Genomic DNA, 26,720 nt, shown 5'->3' on the forward strand with positions numbered 1-26,720 from the left:
ATTAAATTTATTACAGTTTTGATAATTTAGTGTTCAATTTGTCAAGTGATTTAATTTATCAGGTGAATACTGACGAATTTAATTCTTTAGCGCGTTAAGTAACCTATCTGTCCATTGATTATAAAGCTTGTAAACCTTTAGCCAGCTTCTAAGTGATATTGTCGACTATGCCATTTTTCCATGATGCCAACGAAGAAATTAGGGATTTAAATCGCTACGAAAAAAACGTGGTGTATTTAACGATTTTTGGGGTTTTTTTTGCTTCCTTTGATTTTACGATTTATTTTTATTTTAATGATAGTATCAATCAAGCTTTTTTCCCAGAAAATATGCCCGAGTCGTTAAAGTCGATTTGTTTTTTGCTGCTGATTTTAGCCGGTTATATGTCAAGACCGCTAGGCGGTTTGATATTGGGTGATATCGGCGATCGCTATGGCAGAAAACGTGTGTTGCTGTATAGTTTGCTATTGGTGGGTGCGTCAAGTTTAGTGATTGCCTGTTTGCCTACCTATCATCATATCGGTGTGGCAGCGATTGTTCTCATGCTATTATTGCGTTTAATTCAAGGCTTTGGCTATGGGGCTGAAGTGCCCGCTTCATGGGTATACATTGCTGAGCATATGCCACGGCGTCAATTAGGGTCAGTGTGTGGCGCCCTCATCGGTGCATTGATTTTTTCGACTTTGATGGGCAATATTTTAAGCTCTACCTTATCAAATATGCTCACCCCTACCCAAATGCAATCGTATGGTTGGCGTATTCCTTTCGTCATTGCCGGTATCGGTACGCTATTTGCGGTGCTGTTACGAGCCAAGCTTGAAGAAACCCCGCTTTGGCTGATGGCTAAGTCTGAAAATCGCTTGGTTAAACGTCTACCGATACGCCGAGCTATTATCAAATACCGTTATGGTACGGTGATGACGCTGGGTTTGTCCTGGTTTACCGCCAGTGTTTATTTGACGATTTATCTGATTTTGCCGATTTTGGGCATCCAGTTTTTTGATGTCGATACCAGTTTGATGATGATATCTAATGGGGTGGGTATTATCTTTGGTGGATTGGGGGCTTTAACCTATGGTTATTTTGCCGATCGTTTTAATTCAGGTCGTGTATTTACTTTAGGCTGTATATTTTTAAGCATTGCCAGTGTTGTTTTCTTTGTTTCACTAAAAGACAGTAGCGAGTTACTACTGATTAACTATGCGATTTTAGGATTTTTCTCTGGCGTGATTGGCTTAGTCCCAAGTATTTGTGTGCGTTTGTTTCCGGTTGGTGTACGCCTTAGTGGTATTAGCTTTACCTATAACTTAGCGTATGCATTGGCAGGCGCATTATTGCCTGTGCTATTGATTTATTTTTCACGTAAATTAATGCTTTCAAGCGCACTGTATCTGGTGTTTGTCTGTGTGATTGGCATTATCATGGGTATGTTGTTGACCAACTTGCATGGTTTGTATCGCATGGAAGATAAGCGGCTGATGAATTCTTGAGTTTTTTCATCGCTGATAGTTGTTTTACCATCGCTTTTTTTTAGCGCCCGCTTTTATTGATTGGCTGATAGATTAGCTATAGATTAGCCACTTTTTTTGAATATTTGCCGATGACTCTGCCTATGACCTCAATGCAGCATAAACGATTGTCCACCGCCCCGATGATTGATTGGAGTACACGCGATTATTGTTACTTTGCTCGATTATTCAATCCTTATACTTACCTTTATACTGAAATGATAAGTACCTCGGCGATATTGCAGGGAGATACAGACTATCAGCTGCGATTTTATCCCAATGAACATCCTTTGGTGCTTCAGCTTGGCGGCTCAAATCCTGATGAATTGGCGCGCTGTGCTAAAATCGGGCAAGACTACGGTTACGATGAAATCAACCTAAATGTTGGCTGTCCGTCCGATCGGGTACAACATTATAAAATCGGGGCTTGCTTGATGGCAGAGCCCAAATTGGTGGCAGATATTGTCTCTGCGATGCGCGATGCGGTGGATATTCCTGTCACTGTCAAGCATCGCATTGGCATTGATAATTTTGATAGTTATGAGTTTATGGCGGATTTTGTAGATCATGTGGTGAAAGCAGGTTGTCAGCATGTCATCGTCCATGCGCGCACTGCTTGGCTACAAGGCTTAAGCCCTAAACAAAATCGTGAAATTCCGCCCCTTCGCTATGAGGATGTGTACCGCTTAAAGCAGGATTTTCCCGATATATTTGTGGAAATCAATGGCGGTATCACCACTATTGATGCAATCAAAACCCATCTGACGAAAGTCGATGGCGTGATGATTGGGCGTGAAGCTTATCACAACCCTTATATTTTAGCTGAAGCCATGCAGCTGTGGGGCGAGCCAGTGCCTAGCCGAGCGGATATTTTTTATCAGTTATTGGATTTTTTGGCAGCCAGTGACGCGCGTGGCACACCCTTGACGGCCATTATGCGCCATTATTTAGGCTTGTTTCAAGGATTGACAGGCAGTCGTAAATGGCGTCAGGCACTTAGCGGGCAAAAATCCCTCTCGGTTGCCCAAGTTCGTGAAGCGGGTGAAGCGGTTTTGGCGTTAAATGCGGGTTAAAAGTTAGCTAAAAAAGACTAGCCGTATAAATACTGCGCCATCGCCAAGCCATTATTCATCATATGCAACACCACAGGCAATAACAGTGACCCTGACATGATACGCCCATAGCTAAATAGCATCGCTAGACAAAAAATCCCCAACAACTCGACCACACCGTATTGCATATGAATCACCGCAAATACAATACTGGTTAGCACACTGGCGCCCCACATACCAAGCTTTGAGCTGGCAAGCCCTGTCCACATAAACCCACGAAATATCACTTCTTCATAGATCGGCGCAAATACCACCATCGCCAGCACAAGCAGCCAGCGTGGATGCGCGGACTCAGCAAGATTGTCCATAAACATCATGGGGTCGCGACCCAGCCAGACGGTGATTAGATTGATGATAACATTTAGCACAATCAGTAGTGCGCTACATTGTAACAACTGATGCCAAGTAAAGGGCTTCATGGCAAGATAATCTTTGACACGGCTGTTTTTGAATCGGATAAACAAATAAACGCAGCCAAGCACCATGGCTAAGGTAAAGCCTAGCGATAGACTCATTAACGTGCCGTTTTCACTGCCCTGCAACACTTTTTTAGCGATATCCAAATTTGCTGCATCTTTTAGCACCCACGGTGCAAACAACACCACGCCGATCAATTGACTGGCAAAAAACACCGCCAATAACACCATAGATAGCACAATGGTCTTTGGCAAATCGTAGATGGGGGTGCTAGGCTGTAATGATAAATTTTGCACATTAAACCTTTGAATGGATGTTGGTTTTGTTACTGGATATCATGATTGACTGAGCGAATAAGCGCTTTGATTCGTTCAACCGTACTGGCTGGGTATTCTAACGGGAACATATGCCCCCCTTCATGTACTTCAAAATCAATGCCCATACGCTGTTTGACCAGCGCAGGGAACCCACGTTTGAAAAACAAGCTATCTTTACCAATTATTTGCTTGGCAGGGACAGCCGGCGGATGGTTAGGTTTTTGCCAGTAAAGTGAGGGATTAGTGCGAAACACCGCTACTTCCACCGCTTTTGGAATGGTAAGCGTCACTTGGCCATCTGCCGTATCAGTCAAGCCATAACGAATAAAATCATTAAAACAGCGCTCATCAAAGTATCGATAGAATGCCTTATGCCGCAGATGCTCGTAGGCGACTTCACGGCTTGGCCACGTGTCACGGCGATGGCTTGATAGACCTGCAGGCGTGAGCCTATCTACCAACCGTGGGCTAAAGCGTTTTGCCCAATGTAGTGCCATCGAATAGTAGCCATGAATGAGCGGTGGGTCTAAGGCAATCACTTGGCTAAATAGCTCGGGCGCCTCATAGCTGGCTTGCAGCGTGCACAATGCACCAAGCGAATGCCCTAGCCCGATGACCTTGGTTTGCCCGCGGGCGCTTAAGTGCGCTTGGATGCTATCAATCACTTGTTGGGTCAGTTTTTGCCAATGATTGTCAACCGGATAACGCGGGTCAATGCCTAACGCTGGGATATAGACAATATCAAATTCATCACTGAGCAAATCAAACAGAGATTGATAGGTTCGCGATGGTATCCCATTGGCATGCGCAAAGTGTATCAGCGGTTTTTGCCCTGCCTCTGCTATCGCTATTATCCCCTCTATGCCTGTCGCTAGCGTTGGCGCAGAGGGCAAACCATTGGCTAACGGATGCTGGCTCGTCTCAGATGACATGGCTATTGCATCCCTTTGTCATTTGCAGCCGCTTGGGTTAATTGGATAGCAAAGCCTTTGGAGACCGTTTCGCCAAACCCATAGCCGATTTGGCTGGCAAATTTACCCAACACTTTTTTCACCGGGTCTTCTGGGTTATATTCCACGACATTGTCTAGTTTTAGCTGAGACTCAAGGGTGCTGATGCCGCCTTTTTTATCTGCCAAACCGAGATTAATCGCTTGCTCACCACTCCAGAATAACCCAGAAAAAAGCTGATTGGCGTCAGGGTTTTTGAGGCGATTGCCGCGACCTTGTTTGACAGCATTGATAAAATGGGCGTGGGTGTTATCAAGGACACCTTGTACATGTTGGCGCTCAAACTCGGAGAGCGGGCGGCTCATGCTTAAAATATCTTTGTGCGCACCGGCTGTCATGGTGCCATCTTTAACGCCTAGTTTATCCATCAAACCTTGGACATTGTAGCTTGGCATAATCACGCCAATTGAGCCGACCAAGCTTGAGGGATTGACCCAAATTTCATCTGCCGCAGATGCGATATAATACGCGCCCGAAGCACCCATATCTTCGATAACGGCATACAGTTTTTTGTTAGGATGGGCTTTTCTCAATTCGGTCATGGTTTGCCAGATTTCATCGGATTGTACAGGCGAACCACCCGGTGAGTTGATGCGTAACGCCACCGCTTGCGCTTGGTCGTTGTTAAACGCTTCCGTCAATGCTTCGCCCACCGCTTGACTATTGGCTTCATTGTCGCTGCTGATAACGCCTTTGACATCGACGACGGCTAAATGCGGTTTGCTCATATCGATATCACTCATGCCACTTTTGGCAGAGCCACTACAGCCTTTTGCCACTACCGCGCCAAATAGTAGCACATACCCCAAGGTGATAAGCTTAAAGAAAATACCCCAGCGTCTTGCACGGCGCTGCTCCACAAGGCTTGCCATCAGGGTTTTTTCTAGCAATTGCCATTCTTTGCCTGCGTATGGCGCATTGGGTGGCAAGTTTTGTGCATGGTTTGGTTGAACAGGTGGCTTTGACTGTGAGGGTTGGTTGGGATCGGGTGGCCAATTATCTGACATAAAAGTTCCTTAGCAATAGGTAATTTACCGCCCATGATAGGGGGAAGCGGTCAAAATTACAATCACTGCCTTGTAGCCAAATCGTCAAGTATCAGTCCGTATCATCTGGGGTAAGCGTGTAAATTACCGCGCCCACTTGATCGGCATACAGGACTTCGAATGGGTGGTCTGCAGGCTTATCCACTGACCAACTAGCCAGCGATAATTGGCTATCTTCGCCCAGTTTTTGCGACTTATACGCGCCTGTGACCACATGCAGTAAGGAAGGTTTAGTCAACGCTAGCCACGATGGTTTAATGGATAACGTATAGGGCTGAATCAGTAAATGGGTCGCCGACACCGTGCATAATTTTTCAGTCATTTGCATGGGGATATCGCTATTACCTGCCAACATCAGTACATCGTAGGGCTTTCTAGTTGGTGGCTTGAAACGAATGTGAATATAACAGGTTTGGGTCGCTAGCTTTTGCTCATCGGTTAAGGCTAAATCCAAGTGCCATCCCGACACCGCTGTCACTTCCAAGCCATCTTGTTGCCAACGTTGGGCGGTTTGGCAGCTCCTCGGTGTAATCGCACGAAAACTTGCAGATACAGCCTTATCTGTCACATCAAGCCTGCTGTGTTCGACATCATACCCTGCCAGCCAGTAGGCTTTAATAGGTACATGGGTTGCCAGTTGTTGCACCAGCTCATTGACACGAACACTGGGCGTTTGACTAATCACGCCAGTTAATCGGTGAACCTGCTGATTTGCCAACAGCGGATAAATATCACGGTTCAACAGCGAACTGATTTCTTCATCAACTGCAACATTACGGATAGCTGGTTTGGTTTTCAAAAAATTGGGTTTATCCGCCTGCGCAGCTTTGATTTGGTTATCGGACAAAATCAGCCAGCTATCATCGCCTTTCTTTAATAAACTAATCACCAGTTTAGGGTTATCACCAACTGCTAGAGTCGGCTTGTTGTTATTTAGGCTGCGCTGCTGCAGTGGCAATAATATCAACAAGATAGCCAGTGGCAACATCAGCATTCTAGGCAACAAGCCTTTTAACAACCCCAGTAGCGCAATTAACAAGCACAGGGCAAGCTGCGTTTGTGACAAGGCGAAAAATGATTGTTTGGCAACACCCATGTCGATAAGTTGCTTAAGTAAAAGATGAAATACATTGAGCAGGGTTGTTAGCAGCGACCAAATGATTTGGCTTAGCCAATCCCCTACCACGGGTAGCCAACTAACGACGCCTGCCAACATATCCAAAGGTACAATCACTAAGCCTAAAAATGGTACGGCTAGCAAGTTTACCAAGATGCCAATAACCGATACTTTGCCAAAAAACCACACCACGATAGGCAGCATCCAAACAAATAGCCAAATTTGTAGTTTTAGTAACGTCTTGAATTGATGGCTGATGATTTTAACAAAACCACTCAGCACATCGCTGCGTGCAGTAGGCGCTAGTAACTGACTAACATCCTTAATTTCAATGGCGCTAACTGTCCCTATTGTCTCGCTAAATTTTAACAGTAAAACCACCGCCACAAAGGACAACCAAAACCCTGCTTGCCCGACTGCCGTCGGTTCTAGCCAAATCATGCCTAACGCAACCCAAGCCAGCAGCCGATAAGCAGAAAAATTAACCAATAACTGTTTCGACAGCGTAAGCAGTAACAGCATCCAAAATGTCCGCTGGGCAGGTATTTCAAAACCCACCAGCAGCGCATAAAACCCTGCCATCACTACACTCACCCAGAGTACCAATAAACTACTCGGTAATTTGACCAACAACTGCGGCGCAAGCCACTTAACGAGCCATAATAAAAAAACAGATACGATAGAAGCTAGCATCAGCACATGCGGGCCTGAAATTGCCAATAAATGGCTAATCCCCGTGACTTGATAGCGATTCTTAAGGTCGCTATCCATCAGGCTTTTATCACCGGTTAACAGTCCTAATAAGATTGCATGGCTTTGGATAGCGCTCTGAATGGAACTCTGACTAGAAGTTTGACCCGAACTTTGACCAGAAGTTTGAAAAGCAGTTTGGGCAATATCGGTATTTTTAGAAGTGACTATAGCGGTGGATTGTTTCAGCAGGGTTGTATGCAAATTGGCGAGGATTTTTTGGCGTAGTTGCCAGCGCAATTGTTCGATAGCAATAGCCATACGGTCTGTGACATGGGATGGGTTAAATTCCCGTAGGCTCGTTTTTTCAATACCGATGATCACTCCCTTTGCTTGCACCCCACGCTGTCTCAACCATTGCGCTTCATCAAATCCTAGCATGAGCGGTTTGGCATTGCTGGGTAAGCTTGTAGGTTTACGCTGTGCAATGGGCTCAAGCTGTAATTTTACGTTAAGCTGCATGCCAGGTCTTAACTGCGACAAGGTTGCTTCCCAATCAGGGTTGTCTTTGATGTTAGCGCTAATCAGTGCCGTTAGCGGTGGCCGGGGGGTTGATGACGATGCATCAGCATCGCTGCCCTCATCAACGCGGACTTGCAGGATTTGTTTGATGAAACCATTGCCAATTAGGGCATTATCATTTGATAATGGGCTTATTTGGCTCAGCGTATCGCTGATCTGATGCGATTCAACGATGGCATCCACTGTGAGCGCTGAGGGCAATAACGTGTTTTGATACAGCTTATAATGATATAAACCATAACTGGCGCTCAACATGAGCGTCAGCAAAAAGATAAAGCTTGATAATAACGGTAAGGCAAAACGGTAGGCGAATGCAGGGTTTGGCGATGCTCTTCTTAGCTGTTTACGGTTGCAGCCATGGTATAAACCTACATTGATTAGCAGCGCTATCAACAGGGCTACTGATAAAACATACCAAATTTTTGCATCATAACTGGCTATCTCATAACTTGTTAGCGCATAACCTGTCATCAAGGGTTGGTTTGCTAGTGTATTGACAACTAAAAACCCCAACAAACTGGCAACCGTGATGAGCCAAATCATGTTTCATCCTTGATAAAGATAGCGATAGCACGCTACTTCCCTTACAATTATCGAATGAACGATATAGTAAAACAAATAACAATTTTTGGAAATTATTAATCGATGTTGACTCAATTGATTAGCGGCAATGACAATACCTCAGCCGTAGGGAAAAAAAGTATTCAAATCAGTCTAGGGATTGCAGGATTAATACTGGTTATTGACTGCGGGCTATTGCTGGTCAATCGTGTTTTTCATATTGGCACCCTAGTGCCATTGGGCATCGGGCTAATTTTTTTAGGCCATGCGGTATATTGGGAGCGTATCCAACTTTATTTGGCGTCACAGCCGTCATTAAAAAAACTATGGCAGCTGATTTGGCTACTATTTTTTGTCTGGTTAATAAGTTTTTGTGTCTTTGTCAGCTATTTAAAACAGCACTTTAACACCGATAACCATCCTAAAGCAGCGCAAGCGATTATTGTCTTAGGTGGCGGAACAAAAGATAATAAGCCGACCGATGCGGTAAAACTGCGTTTAGATAAAGCATCTGAAGTCATCAAGCGCTTTGCAAACGCACTTGTGATAACCAGTGGTGGTTTTGATGCGGGGGAGGATGTCAGTGAAGCCAAAGCGATGGCGGATTATTTACATGACACCTATGGTATAAGCTTAGCGCATATTGCGCTTGAAGAACAAAGCACCAGTACCGAGCTTAATTTTGTCAATAGTAAAACGATTTTAGCGCAGCAAGGGATTGCCTTAAATCAGCCGATAATCGCCGTCACCAGTGATTTTCACACCTTACGCGCAAGCCTTATTGGCAAACGACAAGGATATACCAATTTACAGGTGGTCGGGTCTGACACTCCTTGGTATATCCGTCCAAATGTGTGGTTTCGCGAATACTTTGCCTTTATCAGCGGTTGGCTACTCGATGAGTATTAAGCCACCCACGTACCATTTTGTAAGGCTAATTGTTTATCCGCCAACTGTGCCAATTGCCGGTCATGGGTGACCATCAACAGCGCCGTATTAAAATCTTTTTGTAGCTCTGACAGAATTTCAAACACCGCCTGCGCATTGGCGTAGTCTAAGTTCCCTGTGGGCTCATCTGCCAGTATCAATGAAGGCTTTGTCACCAGTGCCCTAGCAATCGCCACCCGTTGACGTTCGCCCCCAGACAGCTCGCCTGGGCGATGGGTCAGTCGATGCCCCAGCCCTACTTTCTCCAGTAACTCAATAGACTGTTGACGCGCTACTGCGATTGGCACTGCTTTTCGCATCAATAGCGGCATTGCCACATTTTCAATGGCAGTAAACTCCGCCAACAAATGATGAAACTGATAAATAAAGCCCAAATGCTGGTTACGAAGCTCACCGCGCTGGGTTTCATTCAAATCATTGATGCGCTGCCCATGTAACCAAACTTCCCCACTGGTCGGCACATCTAAGCCACCCAAGATATGTAGCAAGGTACTTTTACCCGACCCACTAGTGCCAACAATGGCGATGCGCTCGCCACTGTTAATACTGATATCTAAATGATTGAGCACATTCGTGGTGGTTTTACCATCTTGATAGGTCTTGGTGATATTGTTTCCTGTTAAAATCGCCGTCATGGCTCACTCCTATTCATAACGTAATGTTTGAGCCGGTTGGATACTCGCTGCTCGGCGTGCTGGGTAAATGGTTGCCACAAAACTTATTACCAGAGAAGCTACCACGATGATGGATACATCTTTCCATTCAAGTTGTGAAGGTAAATAGTTGACAAAATACGCATCAAATAAATGTAACCCAAATAAATTATTGATACCGCCCACCACATCGCTCACGGTCAACGCTAAAATCACGCCCAAGATAGTTCCCGCGACGGTACCAATCACCCCGATAAACAATCCTTGCACCATAAACACTTGGGTTATGAGCTTAGGCGAGGCGCCGAAGGTTTTTAAAATCGCAATGTCCGCCTTTTTATCAGTCACCAGCATCACCAAGGATGAGACGATGTTAAATGCAGCAACCAAAATAATCAAAAACAGCAATAACCCCACCATGGCTTTTTCCATTTGAATCGCACCAAATAAATTCCCATGCGTCGATGTCCAGTCACTAGGCATGAGCATATTGGGTGCAAGGCTCGCGGCTTGCTGAGCTACTTGTGGTGCGGCAAACAAATCCTTTAGCTTCATGCGAATACCCTGCGCCCCCGCAGGCAGACGCAATAGCGTAGCCGCATCATTCATCGGGATGAATGCCATAATATTGTTGACTTCAGGGCTGATGTCATACACCCCAGTGACGGTAAAACGCTTAAAACGCGGAATCACGCCAGCAGGCGATGGCGAAGCTTCTGGCAACACCAAGGTGACCATATCGCCTTGTTTCACCCCCAGTGAATCCGCCATTTGCTTGCCAATCACAATGTCAAATTGACCTGCTTTTAGACTATCGACACTACCACTTTCCATATGCTGATGAATAATCGAGACTTTTTTCTCATAGCTTGGCTCAATACCTGTCACCATGATACCAGCAACTTGTCCATTTGCGGTGAGCATACCCTGTAATTGGATAAAAGGCGCGACGGCTTCAACTTTGGGGTTTTTTTGAATCGTTTGCGCCAGCGTCTGCCAATTTGGGATAATTTCACTGGCAGTGACGGTGGCTTGCGGCACCATGCCCAAAATACGACTCTTGAGTTCGCGGTCAAAGCCATTCATCACCGATAACACGGTAATGAGCACAGCGACGCCAAGCGTCAAACCCACCATTGAAATCAAAGAAATAAAAGAAATAAATCGGTTACTTCGCTCAGCACGGGTATACCGTAATCCTAAAAACAAAGCCAACGGTCGAAACATAGCATTCCTAAAAATTATCACTATTTTGATGATACAAGCAGGCAAAGAAATAACTTATTTCAAAACCATTATTCAAGCCTGCTAAAAGCGTGTTAGTCTGACACACTTTTTTACCATTTTGGCAAAAGTTTTTTTGCAATTTTGCTAAAAATTCGCAGAATCAAACATAACTGCGCAATAAATTGTGGATGTTTTAAGCAAAATAAGGTGAAAAAATTCTGCATGTCCCCATTAACATAGCAGAATTAAATTTCATCCCTGCTTAATCAAGGGTTAATCCATTGTTAACAGATAGGTTAATAGATGATACTCGTTAATTTAATCTGGATGATTTGAAGGCTGATATTAGCCTATTGATAGCTGATAATGTAATCATTAAAATTTTGATAAATATCGTGACAGCTGTTTAGTTTATTCAGTGTGTTTGCAGTATAAGCCTGTTGTTACTGATAAACCTGTTGTTACTTAAAGGACGTCTTATGACCAATACTCACCAACCCCCTTCTTCAAATGCCCCCAATACGATTAGTCTAAACTGTGATCAAGTGGTTGGTCATGCAGATCACTGGTCATGTTTTACCAACAATATTCCCGATGACGTCCCAAATTGGTTGCAATCGCATATCGATACTGCCACCATGCCTACCCCACTAAAGGCTACCAACGCCACGCCTTCGCATATTTTACTATCGGGTAATCAGCCAATTCATGTCAATCAAGTGATTGAAATTGATAGCAATCGCTCACCCAAACGTTTGATTAATGCGTTTCCTTGTGTCAATAGTCCGTATGGGCAATGGGTCACGATTGAAGGTGTCTATAAATGTGACAATCAGATAGAGGCGATTTTGCGCTTAAAAACTGATGACAATACCGTGCTGTATGTGTTTGACCAGTATTATGCTATCAATGCGCACAACTATGAAAAAAATCACCGCTACTTAATCAATCTGAGTGCATTTGCTTACACTGTAAGCTTGAGTAACCGCTCAGAAACCATTGTGGTTGATGAGCCTGAAGCGATTCGCTATCACCGCGCTTTTAATGATATTTTGACCAAAAATAATAACGTTGCCCCAAAAGACCTTGAAGCCCAAATCGCCGCTTGGCAACCTAGCGAAAACGACTTGCCGCTGGAGCCAATTGAAATCAATGTCGGTCATATGTGTGCTTATTTATTTGGTGAAACCATCGGGCAACAAGATGAGGCGTGGTGCCAAGGTCAAATTATTGGCAAACAGACTACCAGCTTTAATGGGGTTGAATTTGTATTGCTTGATGTGGTGATATTACGTGAAAGCCTTGATAATCCTGTCGTTATTCGTTTAGCGGTCAATGCCGATAACATCGATGCAACCATTCAAGTCAACGATTATATTCAAGCCAATATTTGGCTACAGGGGACTATTTTTATGGAAAACCAGAAAAAAGCAGCCACCAATTATAGAGCGTTTTAAGCCTTTCCCCTGTAAGATTATTGATTAATTTTCTTGAAGCCACTGCCCACTATGACAGTGGCTTTGTTATTTTGTAAATAAATGTAAATTTAGCGCGTTATTTTATTTAATTCATTGAATTGACTACAATTTTATATTATCGTTATTTTAAATTTGATTTTAATCAATTTTTATCAATCAACGTCATAAATCCTATAGTGGCTCAACAGCCTACCTAACATTATCCGCTAACGTTTATGAGTGTTCTATCAGTTATTTTGGGAAGATGACCCATGCCAAATCAGTCGACTAAATCCGCAGTTTCTACTTCAGACGCTATCCAAGCCCAGACTGGATTGGTAAATCACAGCCCACTCCCACTATCTGCTCAAACCACCTTAGCCACTCAAACTAGCCCAGTCAATGGGCTGATGGTTTATACCACAGGTTTGCTACTGTACCCCACCCAAGCACGCGATAAAAAAAATCACCGAATATTATCGATGATTTTCTTTGTGCTCGGGGTGTTAGTGATATTTCGCTTAACGCACGGATAATGCTCGCAATATCCTAAATTATTTGATAAGCCCGATTATACTTGTGTATTGGTTATACTTGTGTATTGGCTAAGATGTCTTTGAAAAGCTGTTTTTGCTCAGCGCTTGGGCTTGCAGTTTGAATAGACATTAATTGTCCCATATCGCCTTCGACACGGATTTTGCCAGACATAAAGGCTTCCATCGCACGGTTCATATCACGATCTAAAAATATCGCTTTTAAGGTATCGGCATCCAGTTTTAAGGTGGTTAAAGCGCCATCTTTCAATCCCTGATGAATTGTCCCATCATAAAAAGCGGCATTGACTTCTTGATTGTCGCTATCTGTGACTTGTAAATTAATTGACATATTTTTAATCGCGGGTGGTAGATTTAAGTCACCGGCTTTGTTGGTTAATTCGTCAACTTTATCAAACCATTCTTGTGTTAAAATTTTAGCCATTTTAAATCCTCATTATCGTTAGTTGTATTAGAACTTGTGCATCTTACCGAGATTTTGTATGAATGACAATTCTCTGACGCATAATAAACCTATTTATAGAGCAACGATAATGGCGCTCGGTTAACCATTTTTAGCATTGTTACTAGATAGTGTATAGGATGTTAAAAAAATCCCCACAATTTACATGGTTTTTTTTATTTTTCATATTATAATGGTTGGTATGTAATTTTTTTTTGCGCTATGAACGTTACATTAGATGATATTTAGCAAAGATTAAGTTACAATACTTGGTGAGAATCGTGAGTTTGAGCCTATTTTACTGCTTGTAAATTTACTGTTTTGCGTCAAGATTTAGCCGCTAATTTCTTTAAAATTCATCGTGAAACTAGCCACTAAACAGTTAGCCTATCTTATAAAAAAATAACTAGCGCCAACGTATCTGACCGGATAGTTTTATTGACAGGCACAAAGGAGATTTCTGCTTAAACTTGTTGATAATATAGGCTGTAAAGGAAATCATCGAATGAATTTACAAAACACAGCAATACCTATTACCGATGATTATGAAGTGGACATCATTAAGTTGTTCTCAATCATGGCGGTAGTATATGGTATTATCGGTATGGCAATTGGGGTGTTCATTGCATCACAATTGGCATGGCCTGCCCTCAATTTTGGTATCCCTTGGCTAACATTTAGCCACTTGCGTCCATTGCACACCAACGCGGTGATTTTTGCATTTGGTGGTTGTGCGTTATTCGCAACTTCATATTATATCGTTCAAAGAACGTGTAAAACGCGTTTATTCGCACCTTATCTAGCCTGGTTCACCTTTTGGGGATGGAACCTTGTTATTGTTGGCGCAATTATTACCCTACCCTTGGGTTTAACCTCAGCGAAAGAATATGCTGAGCTTGAATGGCCCATTGATATTTTAATTGCCGTGGTGTGGATATCTTATGCTATTGTGTTTTTTGGTACGTTATTGAAACGCAAAACCTCGCATATCTACGTTGCTAACTGGTTCTTTGCGGCATTTATTTTGACTATTGCGTTACTGCATATTGTCAATAGTATGGCAATCCCTGTGAGCTTCTGGAAGTCGTATTCGTTGTTTGGCGGTGCAACTGACGCTATGGTGCAATGGTGGTATGGTCACAACGCCGTAGGTTTTTACTTAACAGCCGCGTTTTTAGGTATGATGTATTATTTTGTGCCTGTACAGATCGGTCGTCCTATTTACTCTTATCGTTTATCTATTATCCACTTTTGGGCGTTAATTGCGTCTTATATGTGGGCGGGTGGTCACCATCTTCATTATTCAGCACTACCTGACTGGGCACAGTCTTTAGGGATGGTATTTTCTATCATTTTATTTGCGCCTTCATGGGGCGGTATGATTAATGGTGTACTTACCTTATCTGGCAGCTGGGATAAACTTCGCACAGACCCTATTATTCGTTTCTTGATTGTTGCACTGTCCTTCTATGCGATGTCAACGTTTGAAGGTCCGATGATGTCAATCAAAACTGTCAATGCGTTATCCCACAATACTGACTGGACCGTTGGTCACGTGCATTCTGGTGCGTTAGGCTGGGTTGGTATGATTACGGTTGGTTCATTATATGTATTGATTCCACGTATTTGGAACAAACAAAAAATGTATTCAACTGATTTAATCACCACGCATTTTTGGCTGGCTACGGCAGGTACTATTTTCTACATCGTATCGCTTTGGATTTCAGGTATTGGTCAAGGTATGATGTGGCGTGCTACAAATCCAGATGGAACGCTGGTATATAGTTTCGTTGATACTGTCTTGTTCTCGCACTATCCTTACATTGGTCGTGCATTTGGTGGTTTATTGTATGTCACAGGTATGGTAGTCATGGCTTACAACGTTTACAAAACTATCACGATGCCAAGCACTAAAACTGTTGAAGTAGCGGATACCACTACACCTGTAGTAGAAACTGCTACCGTAAAACAGATTTAAGGAGAGACTCATGCAACTCAATCATGAAATTATTGAAAAAAACACGGGTCTTCTACTTATCCTAATCGTTGTAGCTATTAGTTTTGCGACTTTGGTAGAAATCGTGCCATTGATTTATACCAAAGAAGTTAACCAACCTTTGCCCAATATGAAGCCATGGACCGCACTTGAGATGGAAGGTCGTGATATTTATATTCGTGAAGGCTGTCACGTCTGTCATACCCAAATGGTTCGTCCTCTTCGGGCTGAAGTGGAACGCTATGGACCTTACTCGCGCGCAGCTGAATCCGCTTGGGATCATCCCTTCTTATGGGGGTCCAAACGTACTGGACCTGATCTTGCGCGTGTCGGCGGACGCTATTCTGATGACTGGCAACGTGAACACTTGATTAACCCACAATCATTGGTACCTGAGTCTGTGATGCCATCATTTGCTTGGTTAGCAAAAAATGACGTTAACCCTGGAGAAGTACAAGCAAAAATGCGTCTATTCCGTGACCATTTTGGTGTGCCTTATAGCGATGCTGATATTGCAGGTGCACCTGATGCGGTACAAGGTAAAACTGAGCTCGATGCTGTTGTTGCATATTTACAACAACTGGGCACTGCAATGAAAGGTCAACGTTAATGTTGGGCACATTACACAGTATCGCAACGGTCGCAGCGTTTATCGCTTTTATTGCGATTGTTTGGTGGGCTTACTCGCCAAAGAATCGCAAACGATTTGAAGAAGATGCAAAACTTGCGTTAGATGACGAAGACCTAACAGGTGCATCACAACGCAATAAGGATAAAAAATGAGTGGATTTTGGAGTTTTTGGATAACCCTATTTTCCATCGCTTGTTGGGCTTGGATTTTGTTCTGGTTAGTCGGTGTATTGGGTTATCGCCCAAAAATGTCGGATGACGGTACTACAGGCCATGAATACGATGGTATCCAAGAGTTTGACCGTCCATTACCAAAATGGTGGTTAGTAATCTTTTGGGGTTCATTAGCTTGGGCACTACTATACATGCTATTGTTCCCATCAGTAATGCCAGGCTCATGGAAAGGTATTACTACGGTAAAAGTAGATGGTCAAGATGTTCCTTGGACCAGTGCTAATGAATTAGCATCCGATCTTGAGCGCAATAATGCTGTATTTACTGGCACGTTCAATGATAAAATCTTAAAAGACAAAGCAGTAACGGCGCAAATTGACAGCCTTGCTAAATTACAAGCGCAGCAAGCTAAAAATGCAGAACCGAATGCCGAATTAAAATCGCAAATTGATAAAGGTATTGTAGGACTGGCACCTGCCGTTCTAAAACTCTCTCAAGATCCTCAAGCGATTAAAATTGGTCAGCGTTTGTTCTTACAAAACTGTTCAGTGTGTCATGGCTCACAAGCGCATGGTGCGCCGGGTTATCCAAACTTGACGGACAATGACTGGATTTATGGCGGTACACCCGATAAAATCTTGTTAACCCTAAATCATGGTCGCGTCGGTGGTATGCCAGCTTGGAAAGCGCAGATTGGCGAAGATGGTGTTCGCGCCGCAGCTGAATACGTACTATCACTATCACCCGGTCATGGTTCAAAAGAAAATGGTCAGTTGAACCAAACTTTGGTTAATCAAGGTAAGGCTATTTTTGATACCAACTGTGCGGTATGTCACGGTAAAGATGGTAAAGGTAACCATGATATCGGTGCGGTGAATCTTACGGATGACATTTGGTTATATGGTGGCGACCGTGAAACGGTTCGTACTACGTTACGTAACGGCCGTGCCGGTGTGATGCCACATTGGGATACCAAATTGGGTAACGAGCGTATTATGTTATTGGCGGCGTATGTTTATTCATTAAGCGATCACAAACAAGACGCTTCTGTGATGACGCCACAAACTATCGTCAATAAGGAACGTGGTGCAGCCTCTACCCCAGTTGAAACTGCAAATGCGGTAAAATCTGCGGTTGCTAGTGTGGTAAAGTAATTTTTACCCGCCACTTAAAAAAGCGAGTTTTAGTTACTCGCTTTTTTATTGGCGATTGACTTGTCCCTCTTTACTTGCCTAGTTTTACATGCCTAGTTTTTCAAAGGCAGTTTCATCAAAACCAATGATTAACTCACTGTCTGAGACAACAATCGGGCGCTTAATCATACTTGGCTTAGCCACCATCATATCTAACGCAGCATCCACATCTTGATTCATTTGGCCTTTTTGCGCATCGCTAAGGTTGCGGTAGGTTGTACCTTTGGTATTTAATACCTTATCTATACCTGCTCGCTTTACCCAATTGGCTAATGTCGATTTATTTATCGCCTGTTTTTTGTAGTCAAAAAATTCATACTCCAAACCCAGTGCAGTTAATTTATCAAACGCCTTTTTCATGGTGCTACAGTTTTTGATACCGTAGATGGTGATGCTCATATTGGCTCCTTTTTTTATCGCAATTTTTACGGTTTTAGGCTATGCTATGGGGCTTAATATATTTTCCCATTCAAATACTACAAATTCAGACCATTATGAGTAATTCAGCTTTAACCAGTCAATACCAACCCCAAGAGATTGAGCCCGCCCAACAACAAAAATGGGAACAGCAAAATCGCTATCAAGTAAACAACGCGGCATCAGATAAGCCATCACGTTATTTGCTATCTATGTTTCCCTACCCCAGTGGCAAGCTGCATATGGGGCACGTGCGCAACTACACGATTAGTGATGTTTTGAGCCGTTACTATCGGTTAAAAGGTTATGAAGTATTGCAGCCAATGGGCTGGGATGCGTTTGGTATGCCTGCAGAAAATGCAGCGATTGCCAACGCTGTCGCCCCTGCTGCGTGGACGTTTTCAAATATTGATAACATGCGCGCACAGCTCAAATCATTAGGACTATCGATTGACTGGTCACGTGAATTTGCCACTTGTACGCCCGAATACTACAAGTGGGAGCAATGGCTATTTGTACAACTGTTCAAAAAAGGCTTGGTATACAAAAAACTCTCAACAGTGAATTGGGACCCTGTTGATAATACCGTCCTTGCCAATGAGCAAGTGGTGGATGGTCGCGGTTGGCGCTCAGGTGCGCTAATTGAAAAACGCGAAATCCCCATGTACTACTTTAATATCACCGCCTATGCAGACGAGCTGTTAAATGATTTGGATAAGCTAGAAGGTCATTGGCCGCAGCAAGTAATTACCATGCAGCGCAACTGGATTGGTCGCTCTGAAGGCATGGAAATTCATTTTCCCTATATCTTAAATGGTGAAGAAAAAACCTTAGATGTATTTACTACCCGCCCAGATACCTTAATGGGCGTGACTTATGTATCGGTGGCAGCTGAGCATCCACTAGCAAAACACGCTGCTGCGACAAATCCTGCCCTACAAAGCTTTATTGAAGCCTGCAAAAAAGGCTCAGTTGCCGAAGCAGACTTAGCCAAAGCTGAAAAAATGGGTATGGATACGGGTCTGACTGTCACCCATCCGTTGACAGGTGAGCAAGTGCCTGTTTGGGTCGCTAACTACGTCTTAATGAGCTACGGTTCTGGCGCTGTCATGGCAGTCCCTGCGCATGATGAACGCGACTTTGAATTTGCCAATAAATACCAGTTACCTATTAAGCAAGTGATTGACCTGGACGAAAACCATAAGCAAGGTCAACAGTTTGATGCGACGACTTGGCAAGACTGGTATGGCGATAAGCAAAATGGCGTGGCTATTAACTCGGGCGAGTTAGACGGTTTAAATTTTAAACAAGCCTTTGACAACATTTTAACCCAACTTGAGCCAAAAGGCTTGGGTAAAAGAACCATTAATTATCGGCTACGCGATTGGGGGGTATCTCGTCAGCGTTATTGGGGTTGCCCAATTCCAGTTATCAACTGTGCCGACTGCGGTACAGTACCTGTCCCTGAAAATCAGCTGCCTGTGGTATTACCTTTAGATGTAGTGCCCGATGGACGCGGCAATCCCCTCAACAATCTCGCTTCATTTACTGATGTCAACTGCCCATGTTGTGGTAAGCCTGCCAAACGTGAAACTGATACCTTTGATACTTTTGTAGAATCAAGCTGGTATTACGCGCGTTTTGCCTCACCCAATTATACCGATGGGATGATTAATAAAGTCGCGGCCGATAAATGGCTACCTGTAGATCAATATGTAGGCGGTGTTGAGCACGCTGTGTTACACTTACTGTATGCGCGTTTTTTCCACAAACTTATGCGTGATGAAGGCTTGGTGCAGGGAGATGAACCCTTTGCCAATTTACTCACCCAAGGCATGGTCTTGGCGGGTACTTATCTTCGCGAAAATGCCGATGGTAGCAAATCCTATTACTTTCCAGAAGAAGTTGATATCCGCTACAACGACAAAGGTCAGCCCATCGAAGCGACCTTAAAAGCCGATGGTCAGCCAGTCAAAATTGGCAAAATCGAAAAAATGTCGAAGTCAAAAAACAATGGTGTCGACCCGCAAGCGACTATTGATCAATATGGCGCAGATACAGTTCGACTTTACACCATGTTTACCGCGCCTGTCGACCAGACGCTTGAATGGATTGACGATGGACTAAAAGGTCCGTATAACTTTTTGAAAAAAGTATGGCGTTATACCATCGAGCATGCCGAAACATTGGCACAACAATCTTTAACCGCAGCAACGCTATCGGTGAGTGACACCCAGTCGCTGAGTAAAGCCGCTAAAAATCTACGCCGTAAAACACATGATACTATCGGCAAATTAGATGACGCGTTTGGCAAAAACTTGGCGCTCAATACGCCTGTGTCATTTTTAATGGAATTGTCGAACGAACTCACCGCGTTTGACATTCATTCAGACAGAGATTTGGCGGTAGCCAATGAAGCACTCATAACATTATTGACCTTGCTCACCATGTACGCGCCGCATATGGCAGAAGTCCTACTTGAGGAGTTAGGGATTGATGTGATGACGCTAACCTATCCCACCGTTGATACTTCAGCCTTGGTACAAGACACTATTACCATGGTGGTGCAAGTCAATGGCAAAATCCGTGGTCAAATGGATGTGGCGCCAAACAGTGACAGCGATTGGTTAAAAGCCGAAGCGAAACAACTCGACAGCGTCGCTAAATTCATCACCGGCGATATCGTCAAAGAAATCGTGGTGCCCAATAAACTGGTTAATATTGTGGTAAAAGCCTAATTGATTATAAGGGCTTATTGGCAACCTAAGCCCTTTTTGACCTTAAAGCTTTATCTTGACGCTTTATAATAAAGCGTTATCACAAGCAATACCGACAATCATAGATGGGTAACTAACAGACAGGTAACTATATGAATCAGCCATTTCTTCGTATCTTCCTAAGCAGTGTGTTACTGACGCAGCTACCTGCCTGTGGTTTTCATTTGCGCGGGTATGACGCGCCCATGTCACAAAATATCCCGACCACTGAGCTGATTTTTCACAATAGCCCAGAAGCCTATGCGGTTAAAAATGCGTTAAAAAAACAACTCGACCAGCTGAGCATTAACACCCAAGATAGGGTGATTGATAACAAGGCAGCCAACCAATCAAATACCGCCTTGCCTGCCAGTATTGAAGTCAAAAACATTCGCCTGCAAAACTACCAGCTACGCGGTATTTTGACCGAAATTCGTATGGTACTAAGCGCAGAGGTGAGCTATCGCGCCACTGAAAATGGTCAACCCCGCACGCTGACCAATACGATTCAAGTACAGCGCAGCTATCAGTATGACCAAGGCGTGGTAGCCACTGACAATCCCCAAGCAGAGCAAATTAAAGTATGGTTGTATGACAACCTGGCGCAGCGTATTGCTGACCAATATGTCGCACTGAGCCTTCCAAAAATCACCAAAGTGCCGACCGCAACTACCCCCTAACCTAATTGATACCTAATTGACACCTAATTGATAATACGCTGATGCAGTACAATTTTTTAAATGCCTTTCAACATCTCAAAAATAGGCAAGACCCCGCCACTGGGGTGTGGCTAATGCATGGCCATGAAGAGTTGTTGTCACAGTGGCTGATTGAAAAAATGTCGCCCAATTGGCGGCAACATAATATGGCAATTTCGCGCATGGATATTACCAGCGCCAAATCATGGCAAGCGGTTTTGGCAGAGCTAAGCAGTATGTCACTGTTTGACGACAATAAAGCCATTATCGTTCACGGTAATCATAAACCCGATAAAGAGGCGCTGGCAGAATTAGCGCAATTTGCGACGAGCAATTCTAGCAATTGCTTAGTCATTATCAGTGATAAATACGATAAAAAAAGCCAAAGCAGTGCGTTTTTTTCGCTTTGCGACAAATTTGGTCACATCATCGAATGCCATCTTTATCAAGAGCAGCAACGCGAACAATTGCTACAGCAACACGCCCAAGATTTTGGGCTCGAGCTCACCAAACCCGCTTGGCAGATACTGATGGCACAAACTCAGCATAATTTGCTAGCGGCTTATCAAAGTCTGTGGCGACTCTCCTATCTTTATGCTACAACAGATGCGAATCCTCCTACCCATTTCGTGACCATCGATGAGTCTCAGCTGTTTGATGGGTTGGTGAGTCAATCTATGTTTACCACCTTTGATTTATCGGATGCCATGTTGGCAGGTGATATCGCGCAGGTTGCAAAAATCTTACAGCAACTCAAAGCCAGTGAAGAACCAGAGAGTTTGGTGTTATGGATGATAGCCAAAGACATGCGCAATATTTTAAGCTTGCAATCAGGGGCAAGCTATCAAAGCCTCGGCATTTGGCAAAGTAAGCAACAGCTGTATAGTAAAGCCCTGCATCGTCATTCCCATGACGCCACCCGAAACTGGTCGGATGCACTGTACAAAGCCGACCAAGCCATCAAAGGTCTGGTGCAACAACCTGCTTGGGAGCTGCTCTACCAACTCGCTTTTCGCCTAGCGGGTCAACCGTTATTTCATTAGTTGCTTTAAAAGTTACTTTTAAAGTTGCTTTTAAAAATGCTTCGCAACCTTTGCAGATTTTCGAACAGCACGCCCATCAAGTCACCGTACAATCCACTATCCCCAAATTTTTAATGCATTTTTCTTACTCATAACATTTATTTTATAATCCAGTAAGATTATGTCGTTATAATTAAAAATCCTTGCGACTTACCTATTTTTATTGCAATTTATTCTCATTTAGCTTTTAATGCTCCCTGTTAAAAAGCTGTATTTATTTAATTTTTTTCAATTGTTTATCCCTTGATAAGGCTTGGCACGATGACCGCTACCCAAAAAAAATGGCTCAAATGGGCAATCTTAAGTTTGATCGTTATTTCGCTGGCAGCGTTAGCTTATTGGTACTTTAAACCCAAACCCCAAAAACCCAATTACATCACCGCCAATGTCGAACGTAGCGATATTGAAAACAGTGTGATGTCGACGGGCAAAATTGAAGGCATTAAACAAGTGGATGTGGGGGCTCAGGTGTCAGGGGAAGTAACAAAATTGTATGTCGAGGTTGGTGATACGGTCAAAAAAGGCGATGTTATTGCTCAAATTGACCCAGTTACCCTGCAAAATACCTTAACCACGCAGCAGGCTACTTTACAGCAAAGCAAAGCGAATTTGGAAAGTACCAAGTCCGCCTATCAGACCAAACAAGCCGCGCTTGCCACAGCGCGAGCCGACTTGAAAGGTAAAATAGCAACCTTGCAACAATCGCAAACAGAATACAATCGCCTAAAATCCTTGCTTGCCATGAATGCCATCTCCAAACAAGAGCTGGAGCAAGCGGGTACCGCTGTCAAAACAGCGCAAGCCAATGTAGACAGTGCCAAAGAAGCGATTGCGACTGCCCAAGCAAATATTGCCTCATCGCAAGCCGATATTGTTAGTGCACAACAAACCATAAAAAAATCGCAAACGGACGTCAATACGGCTGAAAAAAATCTTGGATATAGCCAAATTGTTGCCCCAATGTCAGGCACGGTGATTTCTATCACCACCAAACAAGGGCAAACAGTAAACGCCAATCAATCAGCCCCCACCATTGTGACATTGGCAGATTTGAGCAGTGTGCGCGTGAAAGCCAAAATATCAGAAGCCGATGTCGTTAACCTAAAAGTAGGGTTGCCTGTTTATTTCAATATCATTGGACGCCCAGATAAGAAATACCAAGCCACACTGTCGACCATTGGACCTGCGCCCGATGGCACTACCGCCAGTGATTCATCAACGTCAACGGATTCAGCGATTTATTACATTGGTTATTTTACTGTCCCCAATCCCGATGGCGCGCTACGTATCAACATGACAGCGCAAGTCTATATTGTTGAAAATAAAGTCAGTAATGTGCTTAGCGTACCCGCTGCGGCAATCAAAACCGACCCAAAAATAGGCAGTTATGTTGAAGTCGTACAAGCCGACGGTACTACCAAAAAACAAGCGGTCAAAACAGGTGTCACCAATCGTATTACCACCCAAATTCTTAGCGGCGTCAACCAAGGGGATAAGGTGGTTGTGGGTCAAGCAACGGCAAGTAAATCAAGTTCATCGTCTAAAAATAATGGTCGTCCACCGATGATGTAATAATTGGTAGATGATAACCCTAGATTGTAAACGTTGATTGTAACCTATGACGCATGCTAACCCTATGACGCATGCTAACTGTGAGACACACGGCTGATGATAACGCAAGATACCAAACAACCTATTATGGAAGTGAAGGATTTAATCCGCGAATTCCCTGCAGGTGATGAAAAAATTCGGGTTTTACATGGGATTGACTTGACCATTTATGAAGGTGAAATGGTCGCAATTATCGGTCAATCAGGCTCGGGTAAATCCACCTTAATGAATATCTTAGGCTGCCTAGATCAGGCGACTGCGGGCAGTTACCACATCTATGGCAAAGCGGTGGACAAACTCAGCGCAGACGAACTTGCCGAGCTTCGCCGTGAGCATTTTGGCTTTATTTTTCAGCGCTATCATTTACTCGGTGACATCAATGCCCAAGACAATGTCGCCGTCCCCGCTGTGTATGCAGGGATGCCGGTGCGGCAACGTGAAGCGCGCGCCACTCAATTATTAGACGACTTAGGGCTTGCGGCAAAAACCCAAAATCGCCCAAGCCAACTCTCCGGTGGTCAACAACAGCGTGTGTCTATTGCTCGTGCGTTAATGAATGGTGGCGACATTATCCTGGCTGATGAACCGACTGGGGCATTAGATAGCCAATCGGGCAAAGACGTGATGGCAATTTTGAGAAATCTAAATAGCCAAGGTCATACCATCATTATGGTGACCCACGATCCTTCTATCGCTGCCCAAGCCGAACGCGTGATTGAAATCAAAGACGGACAGATTCTTAAAGATTATTATACCGACAATAGATTTGATAAAACCAAAGCGGTTCAACACCTAAATTTTGCCAAAAAGTCTGGTGTTACCGCGTTTTTAGACCGCTTATCTGAAGCCTTTAAGATGTCTGTTTTGGCGATGAAAGCCCATAAAATGCGGACATTGTTAACCATGCTAGGTATTATCATTGGTATTGCCTCTGTGGTATCGGTAGTGGGTCTAGGACAAGGTTCTCAACAAAAAATTCTCAATGATATCAGCTCCTTAGGCACCAATACTTTAACCGTACGAGATGGCTATAAATTTGGTGACCCTCGCCGTAAATACCATGATAATAATTTAACAGATGCCGATGCCAATGCTGTCGCAGAACAACCTTATGTGCAAAGCGTCAGTCCACAAGTCAGCAGCAATACCGCCACCGCCCGTTACCGTGAAACAGAAGCTTCTGTGAATGTCAGTGGCGTGGGCAAAGATTATCTAACGGTGAAAGGCGAAAAACTCGCGCTTGGGCAAACTTTTAATGACAATAGTATCACCTCGATGACCCAAGATGTGATTATTGATAATAATGCAAAAACCGCCTTTTTTGGCAATGTCAGCGACCCCATTGGTGAAGTGATGTTGGTGGGTAGTGTGCCCGCTCGCGTCATCGGTGTATTGCAGCCATCTGAACAAGCTTTTGGTCCAAGTTCAGACACCCCTACCCTGTATATGCCTTATACCACTGTGATGCGTAGAATGGTTGGCACCAGTCATGTAGATAGTTTTATTGTGCTACTAAAAAATACTATCTCGTCTAGTGCCGCTGAGCAAGCTGTTTCTGATTTGATAGAGCAGCGACACGGCACCGATGACTTTCGTATTCAAAACTCTGATTCAATCCGTCAGACGATTGAATCCACCACAGGCACGATGACATTACTGGTTTCGTCGATAGCTATTATTTCTTTGATTGTGGGGGGGATTGGCGTCATGAATATCATGCTCGTCTCAGTCACCGAGCGCACCAGTGAAATTGGTGTGCGTATGGCAGTGGGTGCAAGGCAATCTGATATCATGCAGCAGTTTTTGATAGAAGCGATTTTGGTGTGTATCTTGGGCGGGATTTTAGGTATTAGTCTAGCGTTTGGTATCGGCGCTTTAATTAACAAATTTGCAGGGGGTAATTTCCAAGTGGTGTATTCAACCACCTCCATTGTAGCGGCTGTGGTGTGTTCCACTCTCATTGGTGTGGTTTTTGGGTTTATTCCCGCGCGCAATGCCGCGAGACTCAATCCTGTCGATGCCTTATCAGGTGGTGAATAAAAGTTTTATCACCTAGTTAATTAATACCTAGTTAATCCACGTCTAGCCAATCAAGATTTATTTAATCAAGGCTAGATAAGTTAAAGGTATGATAAGTCGATGAATTTAAGCCGCTATCTTGATGCAAATCTTTGGTTGAAAAAATTGTGCAAAAAGGCTTGCAAACCAAGATTTAATGCGTATAATATGCACTCACTTAACGGCAATAGCCAAAATAAAAACGTTAAAAATCGTTTTTGATTGCCTTAACAGTTTTGGATCGTTAGCTCAGTTGGTAGAGCAGTGGACTTTTAATCCATTGGTCCCGCGTTCGAGTCGCGGACGATCCACCATATATTGCTTTGCAATTTTTTAATGCTTTAGCAAATCATAGATTTGCTCTTGCGAAGCTAAAAACGTCTCCCAGACGTTTTCTTAACGCTTCTCAGGATCGTTAGCTCAGTTGGTAGAGCAGTGGACTTTTAATCCATTGGTCCCGCGTT

Annotated in this window: 22 protein-coding genes and 2 tRNA genes (1 of these 24 running past the window's edge); 16 read left to right on the plus strand and 8 right to left on the minus strand. The window is 43.8% G+C overall.

Going from position 1 to position 26,720, the window contains the following annotated elements; translation table 11 throughout:
- Nucleotides 1-167 precede the first annotated feature (167 nt).
- Nucleotides 168-1,490: an MFS transporter gene (locus tag RTP55_RS03405; RefSeq protein ID WP_312384218.1), complete on the plus strand. Its 1,323-nt coding sequence runs from the start codon at nucleotides 168-170 to the stop codon at nucleotides 1,488-1,490.
- Nucleotides 1,491-1,612: 122 nt separating this feature from the next.
- Nucleotides 1,613-2,581 (plus strand): tRNA dihydrouridine(20/20a) synthase DusA, encoded by a 969-nt coding sequence (gene dusA / locus RTP55_RS03410; RefSeq protein WP_312384279.1) that lies wholly within the window; start codon nucleotides 1,613-1,615, stop codon nucleotides 2,579-2,581.
- Nucleotides 2,582-2,598: 17 nt separating this feature from the next.
- On the opposite strand, the gene RTP55_RS03415 is transcribed toward dusA, so the two are convergent.
- The 4 genes from RTP55_RS03415 to RTP55_RS03430 all read right to left on the minus strand — a co-directional run bounded on the left by RTP55_RS03415 (nucleotide 2,599) and on the right by RTP55_RS03430 (nucleotide 8,342).
- Entirely contained in the window at nucleotides 2,599-3,333 is a 735-nt protein-coding gene (locus tag RTP55_RS03415) for a CPBP family intramembrane glutamic endopeptidase (protein WP_312384220.1), read from the minus strand.
- A 29-nt stretch (nucleotides 3,334-3,362) separates the two neighbouring features.
- On the minus strand, nucleotides 3,363-4,286 hold the full coding sequence (locus RTP55_RS03420; protein ID WP_312384222.1) for an alpha/beta fold hydrolase: 924 nt from the start codon (nucleotides 4,284-4,286) through the stop codon (nucleotides 3,363-3,365).
- 2 nt (nucleotides 4,287-4,288) lie between these two features.
- A complete protein-coding gene (sppA, locus tag RTP55_RS03425; protein ID WP_312384224.1) occupies nucleotides 4,289-5,371 on the minus strand; it encodes a signal peptide peptidase SppA in 1,083 nt (360 codons plus the stop codon).
- 91 nt (nucleotides 5,372-5,462) lie between these two features.
- Entirely contained in the window at nucleotides 5,463-8,342 is a 2,880-nt protein-coding gene (locus RTP55_RS03430; RefSeq protein ID WP_312384227.1) for a ComEC/Rec2 family competence protein, read from the minus strand.
- Nucleotides 8,343-8,444: 102 nt separating this feature from the next.
- Here RTP55_RS03430 and RTP55_RS03435 point away from each other — a divergent pair, with 102 nt between their 5' ends.
- Nucleotides 8,445-9,269: a YdcF family protein gene (locus tag RTP55_RS03435; RefSeq protein ID WP_312384230.1), complete on the plus strand. Its 825-nt coding sequence runs from the start codon at nucleotides 8,445-8,447 to the stop codon at nucleotides 9,267-9,269.
- Here the strand turns inward: RTP55_RS03435 and lolD are convergent.
- On the minus strand, nucleotides 9,266-9,943 hold the full coding sequence (gene lolD, locus RTP55_RS03440; RefSeq protein WP_007115912.1) for a lipoprotein-releasing ABC transporter ATP-binding protein LolD: 678 nt from the start codon (nucleotides 9,941-9,943) through the stop codon (nucleotides 9,266-9,268). The genes RTP55_RS03435 and lolD overlap by 4 nt on opposite strands.
- A gap of 9 nt (nucleotides 9,944-9,952) precedes the next feature.
- Nucleotides 9,953-11,188, minus strand: coding sequence for a lipoprotein-releasing ABC transporter permease subunit (locus RTP55_RS03445; RefSeq protein WP_065252986.1), 1,236 nt, complete (start codon nucleotides 11,186-11,188; stop codon nucleotides 9,953-9,955).
- Between the two features lie 479 nt (nucleotides 11,189-11,667).
- Here RTP55_RS03445 and RTP55_RS03450 point away from each other — a divergent pair, with 479 nt between their 5' ends.
- Both RTP55_RS03450 and RTP55_RS03455 read left to right on the plus strand, forming a co-directional pair.
- Nucleotides 11,668-12,645 carry a hypothetical protein gene (locus tag RTP55_RS03450; protein WP_312384232.1) on the plus strand — a complete coding sequence of 326 codons (978 nt, stop codon included), beginning with the start codon at nucleotides 11,668-11,670 and terminating at the stop codon, nucleotides 12,643-12,645.
- A 272-nt stretch (nucleotides 12,646-12,917) separates the two neighbouring features.
- A complete protein-coding gene (locus tag RTP55_RS03455) occupies nucleotides 12,918-13,181 on the plus strand; it encodes a hypothetical protein (protein ID WP_312116404.1) in 264 nt (87 codons plus the stop codon).
- 52 nt (nucleotides 13,182-13,233) lie between these two features.
- Here RTP55_RS03455 and RTP55_RS03460 read toward each other — a convergent pair whose 3' ends face one another.
- A complete protein-coding gene (locus tag RTP55_RS03460; protein WP_036597947.1) occupies nucleotides 13,234-13,623 on the minus strand; it encodes an SCP2 sterol-binding domain-containing protein in 390 nt (129 codons plus the stop codon).
- Between the two features lie 523 nt (nucleotides 13,624-14,146).
- Between RTP55_RS03460 and ccoN the strand changes: the two genes are divergently transcribed.
- The 4 genes from ccoN to ccoP are packed head-to-tail and all read left to right on the plus strand — an operon-like array spanning nucleotide 14,147 to nucleotide 17,595.
- Entirely contained in the window at nucleotides 14,147-15,619 is a 1,473-nt protein-coding gene (gene ccoN, locus RTP55_RS03465; protein ID WP_203172121.1) for a cytochrome-c oxidase, cbb3-type subunit I, read from the plus strand.
- 10 nt (nucleotides 15,620-15,629) lie between these two features.
- On the plus strand, nucleotides 15,630-16,247 hold the full coding sequence (gene ccoO / locus RTP55_RS03470) for a cytochrome-c oxidase, cbb3-type subunit II (RefSeq protein WP_065252990.1): 618 nt from the start codon (nucleotides 15,630-15,632) through the stop codon (nucleotides 16,245-16,247).
- Nucleotides 16,247-16,420, plus strand: a complete 174-nt coding sequence (locus RTP55_RS03475; RefSeq protein ID WP_050325699.1) for a cbb3-type cytochrome oxidase subunit 3 — start codon at nucleotides 16,247-16,249, stop codon at nucleotides 16,418-16,420. The genes ccoO and RTP55_RS03475 overlap by 1 nt, the downstream gene beginning before the upstream one ends.
- Nucleotides 16,417-17,595, plus strand: coding sequence for a cytochrome-c oxidase, cbb3-type subunit III (gene ccoP, locus RTP55_RS03480; protein ID WP_312384236.1), 1,179 nt, complete (start codon nucleotides 16,417-16,419; stop codon nucleotides 17,593-17,595). The genes RTP55_RS03475 and ccoP overlap by 4 nt, the downstream gene beginning before the upstream one ends.
- Nucleotides 17,596-17,679: 84 nt before the next feature.
- On the opposite strand, the gene RTP55_RS03485 is transcribed toward ccoP, so the two are convergent.
- Entirely contained in the window at nucleotides 17,680-18,033 is a 354-nt protein-coding gene (locus RTP55_RS03485; protein WP_219332123.1) for a Spx/MgsR family RNA polymerase-binding regulatory protein, read from the minus strand.
- Nucleotides 18,034-18,128: 95 nt separating this feature from the next.
- Here RTP55_RS03485 and leuS point away from each other — a divergent pair, with 95 nt between their 5' ends.
- From leuS to RTP55_RS03520, 7 genes are all read left to right on the plus strand, one after another.
- Nucleotides 18,129-20,789, plus strand: a complete 2,661-nt coding sequence (gene leuS, locus RTP55_RS03490) for a leucine--tRNA ligase (protein WP_312384239.1) — start codon at nucleotides 18,129-18,131, stop codon at nucleotides 20,787-20,789.
- Between the two features lie 131 nt (nucleotides 20,790-20,920).
- Complete coding sequence (locus tag RTP55_RS03495; RefSeq protein WP_309596997.1) at nucleotides 20,921-21,487, plus strand: LPS-assembly lipoprotein LptE; 567 nt, start codon at nucleotides 20,921-20,923, stop codon at nucleotides 21,485-21,487.
- A gap of 41 nt (nucleotides 21,488-21,528) precedes the next feature.
- Entirely contained in the window at nucleotides 21,529-22,548 is a 1,020-nt protein-coding gene (gene holA, locus RTP55_RS03500; RefSeq protein WP_312384244.1) for a DNA polymerase III subunit delta, read from the plus strand.
- A gap of 300 nt (nucleotides 22,549-22,848) precedes the next feature.
- Complete coding sequence (locus tag RTP55_RS03505) at nucleotides 22,849-24,159, plus strand: efflux RND transporter periplasmic adaptor subunit (protein WP_159375030.1); 1,311 nt, start codon at nucleotides 22,849-22,851, stop codon at nucleotides 24,157-24,159.
- 96 nt (nucleotides 24,160-24,255) lie between these two features.
- Nucleotides 24,256-26,238 carry a MacB family efflux pump subunit gene (locus RTP55_RS03510; protein ID WP_312116416.1) on the plus strand — a complete coding sequence of 661 codons (1,983 nt, stop codon included), beginning with the start codon at nucleotides 24,256-24,258 and terminating at the stop codon, nucleotides 26,236-26,238.
- Nucleotides 26,239-26,494: 256 nt separating this feature from the next.
- Nucleotides 26,495-26,570, plus strand: a tRNA-Lys gene (locus RTP55_RS03515).
- A 95-nt stretch (nucleotides 26,571-26,665) separates the two neighbouring features.
- Nucleotides 26,666-26,720: transfer RNA gene (locus tag RTP55_RS03520), tRNA-Lys, on the plus strand (it continues 121 nt past the right edge of the window).

This window comes from Moraxella sp. CTOTU47579 (assembly GCF_032004885.1).
GTDB classification, from domain to species: domain Bacteria; phylum Pseudomonadota; class Gammaproteobacteria; order Pseudomonadales; family Moraxellaceae; genus Faucicola; species Faucicola tetraodonis.

What these genes read in the sequence shown, in the direction of transcription:
- RTP55_RS03450 (WP_312384232.1), top strand. Translation starts at nt 11,668, where the DNA reads ATGACCAATACTCACCAACCCCCTTCTTCAAATGCCCCCAATACGATT.
- sppA (WP_312384224.1), bottom strand. Translation starts at nt 5,371, where the DNA reads ATGTCAGATAATTGGCCACCCGATCCCAACCAACCCTCACAGTCAAAG.
- RTP55_RS03460 (WP_036597947.1), bottom strand. Translation starts at nt 13,623, where the DNA reads ATGGCTAAAATTTTAACACAAGAATGGTTTGATAAAGTTGACGAATTA.
- leuS (WP_312384239.1), top strand. Translation starts at nt 18,129, where the DNA reads ATGAGTAATTCAGCTTTAACCAGTCAATACCAACCCCAAGAGATTGAG.
- ccoN (WP_203172121.1), top strand. Translation starts at nt 14,147, where the DNA reads ATGAATTTACAAAACACAGCAATACCTATTACCGATGATTATGAAGTG.
- lolD (WP_007115912.1), bottom strand. Translation starts at nt 9,943, where the DNA reads ATGACGGCGATTTTAACAGGAAACAATATCACCAAGACCTATCAAGAT.
- RTP55_RS03455 (WP_312116404.1), top strand. Translation starts at nt 12,918, where the DNA reads ATGCCAAATCAGTCGACTAAATCCGCAGTTTCTACTTCAGACGCTATC.
- RTP55_RS03420 (WP_312384222.1), bottom strand. Translation starts at nt 4,286, where the DNA reads ATGTCATCTGAGACGAGCCAGCATCCGTTAGCCAATGGTTTGCCCTCT.
- ccoP (WP_312384236.1), top strand. Translation starts at nt 16,417, where the DNA reads ATGAGTGGATTTTGGAGTTTTTGGATAACCCTATTTTCCATCGCTTGT.
- RTP55_RS03475 (WP_050325699.1), top strand. Translation starts at nt 16,247, where the DNA reads ATGTTGGGCACATTACACAGTATCGCAACGGTCGCAGCGTTTATCGCT.
- RTP55_RS03430 (WP_312384227.1), bottom strand. Translation starts at nt 8,342, where the DNA reads ATGATTTGGCTCATCACGGTTGCCAGTTTGTTGGGGTTTTTAGTTGTC.
- ccoO (WP_065252990.1), top strand. Translation starts at nt 15,630, where the DNA reads ATGCAACTCAATCATGAAATTATTGAAAAAAACACGGGTCTTCTACTT.
- holA (WP_312384244.1), top strand. Translation starts at nt 21,529, where the DNA reads ATGCAGTACAATTTTTTAAATGCCTTTCAACATCTCAAAAATAGGCAA.
- RTP55_RS03445 (WP_065252986.1), bottom strand. Translation starts at nt 11,188, where the DNA reads ATGTTTCGACCGTTGGCTTTGTTTTTAGGATTACGGTATACCCGTGCT.
- RTP55_RS03435 (WP_312384230.1), top strand. Translation starts at nt 8,445, where the DNA reads ATGTTGACTCAATTGATTAGCGGCAATGACAATACCTCAGCCGTAGGG.
- RTP55_RS03505 (WP_159375030.1), top strand. Translation starts at nt 22,849, where the DNA reads ATGACCGCTACCCAAAAAAAATGGCTCAAATGGGCAATCTTAAGTTTG.
- RTP55_RS03485 (WP_219332123.1), bottom strand. Translation starts at nt 18,033, where the DNA reads ATGAGCATCACCATCTACGGTATCAAAAACTGTAGCACCATGAAAAAG.
- RTP55_RS03495 (WP_309596997.1), top strand. Translation starts at nt 20,921, where the DNA reads ATGAATCAGCCATTTCTTCGTATCTTCCTAAGCAGTGTGTTACTGACG.
- dusA (WP_312384279.1), top strand. Translation starts at nt 1,613, where the DNA reads ATGACCTCAATGCAGCATAAACGATTGTCCACCGCCCCGATGATTGAT.
- RTP55_RS03405 (WP_312384218.1), top strand. Translation starts at nt 168, where the DNA reads ATGCCATTTTTCCATGATGCCAACGAAGAAATTAGGGATTTAAATCGC.
- RTP55_RS03510 (WP_312116416.1), top strand. Translation starts at nt 24,256, where the DNA reads ATGATAACGCAAGATACCAAACAACCTATTATGGAAGTGAAGGATTTA.